The sequence below is a fragment of the Hymenobacter cyanobacteriorum genome (genome assembly GCF_022631375.1).
In the GTDB taxonomy this organism is placed as follows: Bacteria; Bacteroidota; Bacteroidia; order Cytophagales; family Hymenobacteraceae; genus Hymenobacter; species Hymenobacter cyanobacteriorum.
Map to the genome: position 1 here is coordinate 273,165 of NZ_JALBGC010000001.1, position 12,753 is coordinate 285,917.

A 12,753-nucleotide genomic window follows, 5' to 3' on the forward strand; every position below is an offset into this window, starting at 1 on the left:
CTTTTAACTTTTAACTCTTCACTTTTAACTGATTTAAGCGCGGCGCACGTTGGGCTTGGCCGGCGCAGGCTTTTTGGCGTTTTTATCTGAAGCGGGCTGCCGTTTAGCTTCCTTCGATTTATCAGCGGCTTTAGCGGCACCCGCAGCTGCGGATTTGGCTGCTGGTGAGGCGGCCGGCTTGGCCGTGGGTTTAGCAGGCTTGGCGTTCGGCTTCACGCCGGCTGAGCGTTCGGCCACGGCGGCTTGCACGTGGGCCTTTTCGCCATCGGCGAACGACTTGCGGGCTTTGGCAGGCTCCATATCCACCGGCACCAAGAGCTTGTTTTCGGCGAGGTCGGTATGCTCGGGCTCGGGCAGGGCCACGGGCGCGGCAATGCGCGGGCCGGATTCTTCAAGGGTCAGCGTAATCAGGTCGCCGCGCTTGATGGGCGCGCCGGGGGCCAGCGACTGCTCGCGCACCCGGCCCGAACCCACGGCCCGCACGTGCAGGCCCCGGTTTTCGAGCAGGAACAGGGCATCGCGCAGGCTCAGGCCGCGGGCCAGCGGCACGCGGTTGGGACGCACCGGGTTCACAACCAACGCCACGGTGCGAGCGTGGAAGGCGGTGTCGGAAGCGCCGCGCACCCACTCCTCGCCGCCAGTGGCCTGGGTGTTGCCCACCAGGCCCAGTTTCTGGCATACGAGGGCCAGCTCGTCGTTCATGCCGGCGCGCACCAGCGGCACGTGGCTCTTGTTCAAGCGGGCCTTGGCCAGCAGCGGGCGCTGGCTCAGCAAGTCGCGGGCCATGCACTTGTCGGCCACCTCGCGGAACACCGGCGCGGCCACGTCGGCCCCGTAGATGCGGCCGTTGCGGGGCGAATCCACTACCACGATGCAGCTGTACTTGGGCTTATCGGCCGGGAAGTAGCCGCAGAAGCTGGTCGAATACGTGCGGGTATACTGGCCGTTCTTGAACTTCCAGGCCGTACCGGTTTTGCCGGCAATGCTGTAGTCCTTGGGCCGGATGCTGCGGGCCGTGCCGGCCGTCACCACCCCTTCCATCATCGACTTCACCTTGGCCAGCGTGGCCTCGGAGCAGATTTTGGGGTTCAATACCTTGGTTTCGTTGTGCTGCAGCACCTGGTCGGCCTGCTTGATTTCGCGCACAATCATGGGCTGCACCTTCACACCGCCGTTGGCCACGGCATTGTAGAGGGCCAGCGTTTGCAGCGGCGCCAGCTTCAGCTCGTAGCCGATGCTCATGGTGGTGAGCGAGGTGCGGCTCCAGCTGCGGTCTTTAGTGTCCTTCACATAGGGCAACGCCTCGCCGGTCATCTGGAAGCCCAGCGGCTTGTCGAGGCCGAATTTCTTCAGGTAATCCGTATACTCCGTAGGGTTGCCGGAAAAGTACTTATCGACCAGCTTGGCCACGCCGATGTTGCTCGACTTCTCAAACACCTGCTGCACCGTGATGCGGCCGTAGCCGTGCGAGTCCGATTTCACGGCCCCGCCCACGTACATGCGGCCGTTGCCGGTGTCCACCATGTCGTCCAGGGTCAGCTCGGGGTGCGCCTCAAACAAGGCCATCATCGAGGCGAGCTTGAACGTGGAGCCCGGCTCCGTCCGGCCCTGGTCGGCGAAGGCGTAGTTGTAGTCTTCCTTATAGGTGTCGTCTGAAGCCTTGCCCAGGTTGGCCACGGCCTTGATTTCGCCGGTCGCCACTTCCATCAGAATCACGCAGCCGTACTGGGCATTGTTATCTACCAGCGACTTATAGAGGGCATTTTCGGCCACATCCTGCAGGTTGATGTCGAGCGTGGTTTTCACGTCGTAGCCCGGCAGGGGCTTTATTTCGGTGCCGTCATATACGGGCTTGATGCCGCCCGGCACGCGTTCAAACAGCGCCTCGCCCGCTTTGCCGGCTAGGCTCTGTTCAAAGGTGTACTCCAGGCCCGCGCCGTGGTGGTCCTCGTTCACAAAGCCGATGGTGCGCTGCGCCAGCCCCCCAAACGGCCGGAAGCGCTTGTCCACCTTCTCAAAAATGGCCCCGCCCCGGTTGCGTTTCTCACGGAACACCGGCCAGGTCGCCATCAGCTTCTTCTCCTGAAAATTGATTTGCCGCGAGTTGAGCCGGATATAGCGCTGCTTGGCCGTGTGCGCGTTCACCAGCCGCCGCTTGTATTCCTGCACGCTGCGGTCGCCGAAGAAGTGCGCCAAATGAATCGCCAGTGAGTCAATCCCAGCCCGAAACACGCCATCTTCCACCACGCCCGGGTCCCAGGCCACGCGGTAAAACGGCAGCGAAGTGGCCATAATACTCTCGTTATCTGAGTAGATGTTGCCCCGCGTGGCCGGCACCGACTGGTAGCTAATGCGTCGCTCCTGCTCTAAAGCACGCCACTTAGCACCTTCCTGAAACTGAATCTTGGTGGCCTTCCAGAAAATGGCGCTCGAAAACACGGCCACCCCCAGAAAGGCCAGCCGCACCCGCGTCACTATCGACTTTTTAACGCTCCCTTTCATCGCGTACGTGCTTTAACGGCCTGCTTTCCTGGCGATTGTTTCTTTTGCGCGCTTGTACTCTTTTGTACCTTACTCTTATTGTTGGGCTTACTTTGCGTGCGTTTGGCTGGAGTCGCTTTCGCAGTTCGCGGCGCAGCAGTTGCTCGGCCCGAAGCGGGAGCCATCGGCACCGAGTCACCTTCCAGTGCCTGGGGCGGGGCAATGATTTCGGGGCCGCTGTCCACGTCAGTGCCATCGGCAGGGTGCTTGCGGCCGGCCAGTTGGTCGGCGCGCAGGGCGGCGGTCGAGTCGCGGTCGGCGCGGGCGGCCAGGGTATCGGCCGTAAGCACGGGCATCAGTTCCAGCTCAGCCGCATCGAGGTGGCCAGCCGGGACGGTAATGCGGAAGGGCGGCGAGGAGCTTTCTACCAAGCCGATAGCGGCAACTTTGCGGGCCACCTCGCTCTGCTTGCTGGCCTCCATATAGTCCGATTTCAGCGTGGTATAGTCGGCCCGCAAATCCTCGGTTTCCTGCTTGAGGCGCTGGATATTGCGGTTCATGCGGTTGCCGTAATGCGTGTTGCCGATGTAAAGCAGCACCAGCAGCATCACGAACAGCAGATGCGGCAGGAAGCGCACCGGCAGCCCCTCACGGAACAGCCCGTCGACGCTCGTGGCGCGGTCGAGCAGCGAAAACAGGCTCCACGAGCTGCGCGGGCCGGTTTCGGGCGCGGGCTCACGGCGCACTTTCTCGCGTTTGGGGCGCGGGGCGGGTTCCGGTTCGGGCGCCACGTACTCGGCCACGGGGGGCGCGGGCGCTACCTCCGGCTCGGGCGCGGCAACCGGGCGCGGCACGTTGGCGCGGCGCGGGGCATCGGTGGGACGGAGCGTGTTGGCGGCCATCGGCAGGGGTTAATTTCGGATTGCAACCCGCAATTTAGCACTTCGGGCGCGGCTGTTCAGCGCCACTTCTTCCGGGTCGGCTTCTTCGGGCTTGCGGTTCACGGCCTCAAAGGGCTTGCTCTCATTGCCGAAGAAGTCTTTTTCGACCGTGCCGAAAAATTTGCCTTTGCCAATGAAGTTTTTCACCAGCCGGTCTTCCAGCGAGTGGTAGCTCATCACCACCAGCCGGCCGCCGGGGCGCAGCACGTCGGCGGTTTGCAGCAGCATTTCCTGCAAAGCCTGCATTTCCTGGTTCACCTCGATGCGCAGCGCTTGGAAAACCTGGGCCAGGTACTTGTTCTCCTTGCCGCGCGGCGTGCAGGGCTGAATAGCGGCTTTGAGTTCGGCAATGGTTTCGAGGCGGCGGCCGCGCCGGGCTGCACCCACCGTAGCGGCCAGCGTGCGGGCATTAGTCACCTCGCCGTACATCCCGAAAATGCGGTGCAGGTCGGCTTCCTTGTAATCGTTGAGGATATCGGCGGCCGTTAGCGGGCCGTCGGGGTCCATGCGCATGTCGAGCGGACCGTCGAACCGGGTCGAGAAGCCGCGCTCGGGCGTATCGAACTGGTGCGAGCTCACGCCGAGGTCGGCCAGCAGTGCATCCACCGGCAAAGCGCCAAGCTGCTGCAATTCAGCGAACAAATCCCGGAAATTAGCTTTCACGAATGTGAACTGCGGGCGGGCCAGCTTGACCGCTTCGGCCTCCGCGTCGGCATCCTGGTCAAAGCTGTAGAGATGGCCGGTGGTCAGCTTTTCGAGGATGCGGGCCGAGTGGCCGCCTCCACCGAAGGTCACGTCGACGTAGCGGCCGTCGGGCTGCAGGTCCATGGCGGCCAGGCACTGGGCCAGCATTACGGGGCGGTGGTAGGCCTGGTCGTTGTCGTAGTCGGTCATGCTCATGCGGCTAAGCCGGCGAGCGGCGGGGTTTCAACGGATAAGAATTTCTGGGCCAACTTACTAAAGCTCTGCTGGTCTTTGATAAGGAACTCGTCGTAGCGGGCCGGGTCCCAGATTTCACAGCGATTGCCGAGCCCTACAATAATAGCTTCCTTCTCGATACCGGCGTAGCGCAACATGGTGCGCGGCAGCATGAAACGGTTGATACTGTCGAGCTCCACCTCGGTCATGCCCCGGAAAAAGTTGCGCTGAAACTGGCGGTACTCCTCGTTGAACTCGTCCAGTGCCATCACCTTCTCGTGAATCACGCGCCAGGCGGCCCGCGGGTACAGCACCAGGCAGGGCTCGAAACCGCGCACTAGCACCAGCTGGTTGCCCGATTGCTCGGGCAGGTTGCCTTTCACCTTGGCCGGCAACACCAGCCGCCCCTTGGGGTCGAGCTTGCATTCGTATTCGCCGGAGAGCAGGTTCATGGGCACAAGTAGCCGGGTGAGAAAGCGGCGACATTAGCAAATGTACGGGAACCCCTCCGAAAACCAACCACGATTTACCATTTCCTACCACAAATGCAAAACGGCCTTCCCAGCGTTTAAATGCAGTTTTTGAAAAATCCGGAGAGGTGCAAACGTGCGAATTACTGTGGGGAAAGCGCCAATTACGCCAAAGTGGCAGTACGCACTCAGCCTTAGCAGGCCACTTGCCTGCTGCCTGGAAAACACTTGCGGTACCCATCACGCACCTATGCTTGGTTAGCTCTCTGGAGCACTGCTGGTTCGACGCAAGGATGTGATAGCCGGAGCGTGTTAGGCTTATTGTGCCCGCAAGCTTTGCGCAATGAATGCTGGAATGTCTTCCCGGTTTAAACCGAACTCCTGTCTGAGCGCGGTGTAAAAATCCTCATCCGACGTACCGTAGGTGAATAGCTTTTTCAATTTAGGCAGCCCGCCCGCCCGCAAAGCGGCCTCGCAGATAATGCCGCCTACCACGTACTGCGGATTGGTTTTCTCATCTAGCGTCGTGAACGTGAGTGGATTTTCCAAATCGACAGCATGGGTAGCCAAGTATTCGAGCGTCCGTTTCTTGTGGTAGACCAGGGGCTGGCCAAAATGGCCGCCGCGCAGGGCTGAGTAGCCCGTGAGCAAGAGTGGGTGGGCTTTAGGGAAATACGGATTGATAACATGCACTAACTCGTGCAGATAGCCTTCGCTGAGTCCACCGGCGTAAACCAAGTGGTTCACTTCGTCATAGAACCCGCACACGGTATCGCCGCCCATGCCAACGACATAATCGAAGCCTTTCATGCGATGTACCTCGGCGCAGTCGGTGGCGATGTAGTAGGTAACGGGGAACGGCGGGATAGCAAAATCACGGAACAGGTTTGTTAGAAAGTCATCGGCCTGCCGGGCCTGTTCCTGATTGAAGCGGTAGCCTGGCGGGAAGCGGTAAACCAGCCGGCCGACCGTGCGGGCAGGCCAAGCGCGCGTGTAGCTGGTGAGGTGATTGACCAGCAGCCACTGCGGGCCGGCGCGTTCGAACTGGGTATTGAGGATGCAGAAGGTGGTTATCTGGCGCAGGGTATCGGCAGGATTCTGCCAATAGAACAGCGTACGGCATTGGTAGTGCGTGGAGTCCAGCGGCTCAATGCTCAGCAGCAGCTTCTGGGTGGTGTACTGGAACACGTTGGGATGCACGTAGCCCTCACTCAGGAGCAAATCGGCCTGGGGATAGCGCTTCAGCTCTGCCGGTGCCCAATACTGCGACTGGTGGCGAAAGCCCGAGCCCAGATACCGGTCCCACACCGCCAGTATCGCTTGCTTGTCGGCCGTGGCAGCTTGTACGCCGGCATTCAGGCGAAACTGTTGGTAAGATTGTCCAAACCCTGCCCGAACGATGAAGAACAGCACGGCTACAAGCACATACAACTGCCGCATATTTTTTTTGAAATGACCTATGGAAAGACCAACAAGGGTTGCGCGGCGTTGCAATAATGCCCTAAACGCCGTGGGTTCGGCTATCACGCTGGGCTCATCAATTTGTTTTCTGGTAACTGCCAGAAAGACACCTAGGGCATTATCACGCTCAATGAAGTGCGAAGGTCTACGTTACGAAGGCATTACACCATCTATAAGTTAACCTAACAATTGCAGCACGTATTGCTTCGGCGGGTGATAGATGCTACACGCACGCTGGCGGCCCAGATTCCGCACGCCGGACAACGTGCCCCAGACCGTACCTTTGTGGCCATCATGCGTCCTCATTCCCGGTTCCGTCGCCTCGTCAGTGTTCTGCTGGCCGTGCTGGTGCTCATCACCTCGGTGGGCCTCACGGTGCAGCGCCTGACTTGCCGCATGAGCGGGACGAGCACCGTGGCCGTGTCGGTGGCCGGGCACGTCGAACTGCGCGGCTGCATGAGTGAGCTGGCCCCGGCCACCCCGAAAGCGGCCGACGGCTGCTGCGATTTCAGCAAGCACGAGCACAAGCTCAGCAGCCCGGCGCACGAGCTGGCTGCCAAAATCCTGGTGCCGGTTCCGGCGATGGCGGTTATTGTGCCACCACTGAGCTGGCCGGTTTCAACTACCGACGCTGTTTCGCTGGCCGCTACTGGCCCGCGCTGGTTTGCGGCCGATGCCTCGCCCCCACCCCTCGGGGGCCGGGCGCTACTGGCCTTTGTCTGCACCCTGGAAGTCTAGAATTTCTGATTTTTCCCTGCTGCATCGGCCGCAGAGGAAACTGTCGCGGCAGCTTGCAGCGGCAATTCATCAGAAACGCTTAACTTCCAGATATTATGCGACCTATCAGCGGTATTATTCCGCATTTTCTTATTCCGGCGCTGCTTACGGCGCTGCTGCCCGCCGGGCGGGCGGCGGCGCAATCGTCGGCCATTGCGCCGGTGCGCGGCGAGGTAACCGAGGCCGGCAAAGCTACTCCCCTGCCCGGCGCGGTGCTGCGCTGGCTCTACGATGCGGCCGATGCCGGCGCCCCGGTTATCACGGCGACGTCGGATGCGGCCGGGCGCTTCGTGCTGGTGCGGCCGGCGCGGGCGGCCTCGCGGCTGGTGGTGCAGGCGCTGGGCTACCGGCCCGATACGCTGGCTGTGCCCGTGAGCGGCGCGCCCTACCTGCGGGTGGCCCTGCGCGCCGGGGCCGAGCTGGGCGAAGTGGTGGTGACCGACCGCGCCCCGGCCTACTCTTCCCTCACGCCAGCCAACGTGCAGATGATTTCGAGCCGCGACCTCACCAAATCGGCCTGCTGCAACCTGGCCGAGAGCTTCGAAACCAACGCTTCGGTGGAGGTCACAACTTCGGACGCTGTATCGGGCGCGAAGCAGATTCAACTGCTCGGGCTTGATGGCAGCTACTCGCTGCTGACCGTGGACAACCAGCCGGCCCTGCGTGGGCTGGCGGCCCCCTACCGCCTGGGCTACCTGGCCGGGCCGTGGATTGAGAACATCGAAATCATCAAGGGCACGGGCTCGGTGGTGAATGGCTACGAGGCCATTTCGGGCCAGGTGAACGTGAAGCTGAAGGAGCCGGAAAAAACCGACCAGCTGCTGCTCAACGCCTACGCCAACGACCTGGGCAAATTCGATGTCAACCTGAACGCCTCGGCCCGCATCAACCCCAAGTGGAGCACGCTGCTGCTGCTGCACACCGACCACCTCGGCAACCGCGTGGACCGCAACAAGGACGGCTTTCTGGATTTGCCGCTGGCCACGCAGTTCAACGCCTTCAATAAGTGGAAGTACATCTCGGGGCACGGCATCGTGAGCGAGGTGGGCGTGGGCGCGCTGCGCGAAACCCGCCAGGGCGGCCAACTCGATTTCCGCGATACCGGCGACGCTGCCTTCACCCAGAGCTACGGCACCACGCAGGCCACTACCCGCTACACCGGCTACGCCAAAACCTCCTACACCTGGCCCGCACGCCCCTTCCAGAGCCTGGGCCTGCTGCTCACCGGCACCGACCACGACTTCACCTCGCGCTACTCCTACGGCTACCAGACGCTGCACACCGACCACGACGCGGGCCTGCCGGCTTACTTCGTCACCAACCGCACCTCGCGGGCCTATAATGGCACCCAGCGCACGGGCAATGCCACGCTGCTGTTCCAAAGTGCGTTGGGCAACACGGCCCACGTGTACCGCACCGGCCTGAGCTTTCTCTACGATAAGTACGACGAGCGCCTGACCGCCGGCCGCAGCTACCTCACCGACACGCCGGCCGACGTGGAAGCCCGCGAGCATCGCACCCGCCGCGAGCTGGTGCCCGGCGCTTTTGCCGAGTACACCTACCAGAACAGCCGCAACCTGACCGTGGTGGCCGGCCTGCGCGCCGACCGCCACAACCTCTACGGCTGGCAGCTCACGCCGCGTCTCAATTTAAAATATGACGTGCTGAAAAACACGGTACTCCGCGCCGCCGCCGGCAGCGGTTTCCGCGTGGCCAACCCCATTGCCGACAACGCCGCTATGCTGGCCAGTGCCCGCGAGTTCGTCATCACCTCCAACCTGCGGCCCGAGAAAGCTTGGAACGTGGGCGGCAGCGCCACGCAGTACTTCACGGCGCTGGGCCACCCGGCTACCTTCATTCTCGACTACTACCACACCGAGTTTGCGAACCAAGTGGTGGCCGATATGTACACCGCGCCCAGCCTCATCATTATCGACAACCTGCAGCCCGGCGGCCGCTCCTTCGCCCGCAGCCTGCAAGCCGAGCTTCAGGTAGAGCCGCTGAAAGGCCTGCAAGTGAAGGGGGCATACAAGTACCTCGACGTACGCACCACCTACGACAACCAGTTGCTGCCCAAACCCCTCACCCCTGCCCATCGCGCTTTCCTGAACCTGGGTTACGCCAGCGCCTTCGATAAGTGGCGGGCCGATTTCACGGTGCAGTGGTTCGGGCAGCGGGCGCTGGCGCACATCAGCAGCCCCCACGCGCACGGCACCAGCCAGGACTACTTGCCCGAAACCGCCCCGCGTTACGCCTTGCTCAACACCCAACTCACGCGCGCCTTTAAGCGCTTGGAGGTATACGCGGGCGTGGAGAACCTGACCAACTACCGCCAGCCCAATCCCATCGAAGGTGCGGCCAACCCGTTTGGGCCGGCGTTCGATGCCGCCATGGTGTGGGGGCCGGTATACGGCCGGCTGACCTACGCCGGCCTGCGCTACCGCATCGAGTAAACGCCTTTGGCTGGCACCGCACAATCAATTTTTCCGGCAGTAATTTTGTTAGGCTGTCGTCACCCGCTTTCACATGTCAATTATGAAATTCCTCCTCCCGCTTTCGCTCGCGTTGTTCACGCTGCTTGGCGTCGCTTCAGCCACTCAGGCCCAGACGGCTCCTGCCTCGGTGCAGGCGGCCACCAAAGGCACTGCCACCGCCCAGTTCAAAACCTCGGCCGTGTGCGATATGTGCAAAACCCGCATCGAAAAGAGCCTCGCTTACGAGAAAGGCGTGCAAAGCGCCGTGCTCGATGTGCCCACCAAAGTCCTCACCGTGACGTACAAAGCCGACAAAACTACCCCCGCCGCCCTGCGCACCGCCGTGCAAAAAACCGGCTACGATGCCGACGAACTCACCGCCGATGCCCGCGCCTACAACCGCCTCCCCGACTGCTGCAAGAAGACTAATCCGGTTCACTAAGGACCACGGATTTAAACGGATGGAACGGATTTTTTGTAGTTCCGCAACGGATTGCAGTTAAACGCAAAAGAGGCTGCTCATCTGAGCAGCCTCTTTCTTTTTGTACTTGCTGGCCACACGAAAACCACGCGACGCGGAACCACAAAAAATCTGTTCCACCCGTTGAAGGCCGTTCAAGCCGTAGTCTAATAGAAGGGTTCGGCCTCCTGCAGTCGGCGGGTTACGTAGGCCCCGGCGGGCGTGACGATTCCGGCCAGGAAATGCGCAAGCAGGGTGTGGTGCATCTGGGCGGGAGGCAAAAATTCGGCATCGGCAGTGCGGAGGTTGCGCATTTGCTGCTGCCAGAGGCGTGCGAGAAAATCCACGTCGAGGTCCGCCTGGTACAGCTGCTGGGCAATGCCCTGGCACAGGTTAGCCCGCACAAAGCCGAACATGAAGGCGTTGCGGTGCGCCTGCCACTGCTGCCACACGGCGGGGTACAGCGCTTCGGCTTCCCGAAAAAATGCGGTATTTCCCTGCGCCATTTTCTGATTAACCAGCACCCGTACGGCCAGCAGTTCTTCGACCGCGGTAGAGCATTGCCGACGCAGTTGCTCCAGTTCGGTGCGCATCTGCTCGCCGTAGCGTTTGAGGACGGCCTGCACCAGCGCTTCCTTACCAGCCGCAAACTGGGCGAGGACGGCACTTTCGGGTTGGTCGAGGCGGGCGGCCACTTCGGCCATCGATACAGCTTTGATACCTGCCTGCAAGTAAAGCGTCTGCGCCGTTGCAACGATGTGGGAACGGTCCAGCGCAACGGGCGACTCGGCGAGGGCAGTGAATGGCATGAGCATGGCTAACAACCGGGAGTGAATAAGCAGCCGGAAAGGTGCTCACCCATAAGACGCTTCCAGAACGTGTTTGGTGGCGTTCTGTGTACTCTGCCTGCGGCATAAATCTACCGGTGGGCCACATTTCAACCCCAAACGGCCCGGTACGTCGTTCAACCGCCGGGCCTCAGCCGGCGCAATACCATCTCACCGGCCGGTTTACCAAGCCCTTTTCCTACATGAATCTTACCACGACCGGCGGCTTAGAGAAGCTACTTTGCGCGCCACAGCCGCCACCACGGCAAATAGGGCTGGTCGTGGTGCTCGTAGTGATAGCCAAAAAAATAGCAGCTCACAAACGCCCATAGGTGGTGCCGGAACTGGCTGCGCGACTTGTGCAGATTGTCGGCCGCGTGCTCGCCTCGGTGCGGCAGGTAGGTACCGAAGAAGAACAGCTGCAAAGTGGCTAGCACCGCCGGTATCATCCAGAAAGCGATGACGTTGGCCTGTGGGAAGAACAGCTTGAGCACGTTGTAGGTCGCGGCCATCAGCAGTACCTGCCACCAGGTTACGTAGTTCCAGGCGAAGCGCAGGAACCAGGGCAAAAAGCCCGGGTGGTGGCCGTCGTGGAAATCGGGGTCGTCGGGGGTGCCCACGTGGCGGTGGTGGGCGTGGTGCTTGGGCAACTGCCCGGGAAACCAGTTGTACGCAAAAAGCCCGGCAGCCAGCGTACCCAACCCATTGTTCAGGCGCTTGTTGGTGCTCACCACGCCGTGCATGGCATCATGGGCGGTGATGAACAGGCCGGTGTAGAGGTGAGTTTGCAGCAGCGCCAGCAGGTAGGGCGCGGGCGAGTGCCAGTTGGGTTGGTAGCGCGCCAGCAGGAAACCCAGCAACATGGCCCACAGCACCACAATCAGCCCGCCAATGGCCACGCCGGTAGTGCCGACGGGCGCAGGCGCAACGCGCTTGGCGGGGGTGGTTGCAGTAGAATTCACGCCGAAAGTTTAGAGTGACAACAGCCGCTCGCGCACTTGCTCCATTAGCCACATGGGGGTGCTGGTGGCCCCGCAGATGCCCACCGACTGCCCCGGCCGGAACCAGGCCGCGTCGATTTCGGCCACGTTGGAGATGAAATGCGTCTGCGGATTGGTTTCCCGGCACACCTGGTACAGCACCTTGCCGTTGGAGCTTTTGGTACCCGACACGAACACAATCTGGTCGTACTGCGCGGCGAAGCGGCGCAGGTCCTTGTCGCGGTTGCTCACCTGCCGGCAGATGGTGTCGTTGGCATTTACTTGGTAACCACGCGTTTCCAGCTGGCTTTTAATGTTGTAAAAGCTGTTGGTGCTCTTGGTCGTCTGGCTGTAGAGCGTAATGTTCTCGGGCAGCTCGTGGCTTAGCAGCTCGTCGAGGCTCTCGAAAACCACGGCATTGCCGCTGGTCTGGCCCAGCAGGCCCAGCACTTCGGCGTGGCCGTGCTTGCCGTAGATGAAGATTTGCTCCTTCTTGTCGTAGCTGGTTTTGATGCGGTTCTGCAGCTTCAGCACCACCGGGCAGCTCGCGTCAATCAGGGTCAGGTTGTTCTCCAGGGCCATTTGATACGTGGCCGGAGGCTCGCCGTGGGCCCGAATAAGTACGGCCTCGTCGCGCAGCTCGGCCAGCCGCTCGTGGCAGATGATGCGCAGGCCGCGGGCTTCCAAGCGCTGCACTTCCTCATCGTTGTGCACGATATCGCCCAGGCAATACAGATAACCCTGCTCATCGAGCAGGTCTTCAGCCATTTGAATGGCGTAGATTACACCAAAGCAAAAGCCGGAGTTGGGGTCAATTCGGACGCTGAGCGACAGGTTCGGCATAGGACCTCGGTAACCAGTAACCCGCCCGCAAGGTTGCGAGAAAAAGGCTGGGTGCCCGAAAATACGTTAGCCCAGCCTATTTCAGTTTGCCTCACCCCATAATGTAACGTAAGCTTCAGCT

The 12,753-nt window shown here is 61.4% G+C and carries 11 protein-coding genes; 3 read left to right on the top strand and 8 right to left on the bottom strand.

Annotated features, from left to right (window positions below; all coding sequences use genetic code 11):
• Positions 1-33: 33 nt before the first annotated feature.
• From MON38_RS01260 to MON38_RS01280, 5 genes are all read right to left on the bottom strand, one after another.
• Positions 34-2,502: a penicillin-binding protein gene (locus tag MON38_RS01260; RefSeq protein WP_338423743.1), complete on the bottom strand. Its 2,469-nt coding sequence runs from the start codon at positions 2,500-2,502 to the stop codon at positions 34-36.
• Positions 2,499-3,383, bottom strand: a complete 885-nt coding sequence (locus MON38_RS01265; RefSeq protein WP_241934317.1) for an FtsL-like putative cell division protein — start codon at positions 3,381-3,383, stop codon at positions 2,499-2,501. Before MON38_RS01265 ends, MON38_RS01260 begins: the two co-directional genes overlap by 4 nt.
• A 9-nt stretch (positions 3,384-3,392) precedes the next feature.
• Positions 3,393-4,316 carry a 16S rRNA (cytosine(1402)-N(4))-methyltransferase RsmH gene (gene rsmH, locus MON38_RS01270; protein WP_241935086.1) on the bottom strand — a complete coding sequence of 308 codons (924 nt, stop codon included), beginning with the start codon at positions 4,314-4,316 and terminating at the stop codon, positions 3,393-3,395.
• A 2-nt stretch (positions 4,317-4,318) separates the two neighbouring features.
• Positions 4,319-4,792 carry a division/cell wall cluster transcriptional repressor MraZ gene (mraZ, locus tag MON38_RS01275; protein WP_241934318.1) on the bottom strand — a complete coding sequence of 158 codons (474 nt, stop codon included), beginning with the start codon at positions 4,790-4,792 and terminating at the stop codon, positions 4,319-4,321.
• Between the two features lie 336 nt (positions 4,793-5,128).
• Entirely contained in the window at positions 5,129-6,337 is a 1,209-nt protein-coding gene (locus tag MON38_RS01280; RefSeq protein ID WP_241934319.1) for a hypothetical protein, read from the bottom strand.
• A gap of 228 nt (positions 6,338-6,565) precedes the next feature.
• Here MON38_RS01280 and MON38_RS01285 point away from each other — a divergent pair, with 228 nt between their 5' ends.
• The 3 genes from MON38_RS01285 to MON38_RS01295 all read left to right on the top strand — a co-directional run bounded on the left by MON38_RS01285 (position 6,566) and on the right by MON38_RS01295 (position 9,964).
• Positions 6,566-7,009, top strand: coding sequence for an HYC_CC_PP family protein (locus MON38_RS01285; RefSeq protein WP_241934320.1), 444 nt, complete (start codon positions 6,566-6,568; stop codon positions 7,007-7,009).
• Positions 7,010-7,104: 95 nt separating this feature from the next.
• Entirely contained in the window at positions 7,105-9,501 is a 2,397-nt protein-coding gene (locus MON38_RS01290) for a TonB-dependent receptor (protein ID WP_241934321.1), read from the top strand.
• A gap of 82 nt (positions 9,502-9,583) precedes the next feature.
• Positions 9,584-9,964, top strand: coding sequence for a heavy-metal-associated domain-containing protein (locus tag MON38_RS01295; RefSeq protein WP_241934322.1), 381 nt, complete (start codon positions 9,584-9,586; stop codon positions 9,962-9,964).
• 185 nt (positions 9,965-10,149) lie between these two features.
• Here the strand turns inward: MON38_RS01295 and MON38_RS01300 are convergent, their stop codons facing one another.
• The 3 genes from MON38_RS01300 to MON38_RS01310 form a co-directional block, all read right to left on the bottom strand.
• Positions 10,150-10,791 (bottom strand): TetR/AcrR family transcriptional regulator, encoded by a 642-nt coding sequence (locus MON38_RS01300; protein WP_241934323.1) that lies wholly within the window; start codon positions 10,789-10,791, stop codon positions 10,150-10,152.
• Positions 10,792-11,045: 254 nt separating this feature from the next.
• Complete coding sequence (locus tag MON38_RS01305; RefSeq protein WP_241935087.1) at positions 11,046-11,672, bottom strand: fatty acid desaturase; 627 nt, start codon at positions 11,670-11,672, stop codon at positions 11,046-11,048.
• 108 nt (positions 11,673-11,780) lie between these two features.
• Positions 11,781-12,632, bottom strand: a complete 852-nt coding sequence (locus tag MON38_RS01310; RefSeq protein ID WP_241934324.1) for a 4-hydroxy-3-methylbut-2-enyl diphosphate reductase — start codon at positions 12,630-12,632, stop codon at positions 11,781-11,783.
• Between the last annotated feature and the right edge of the window lie 121 nt (positions 12,633-12,753).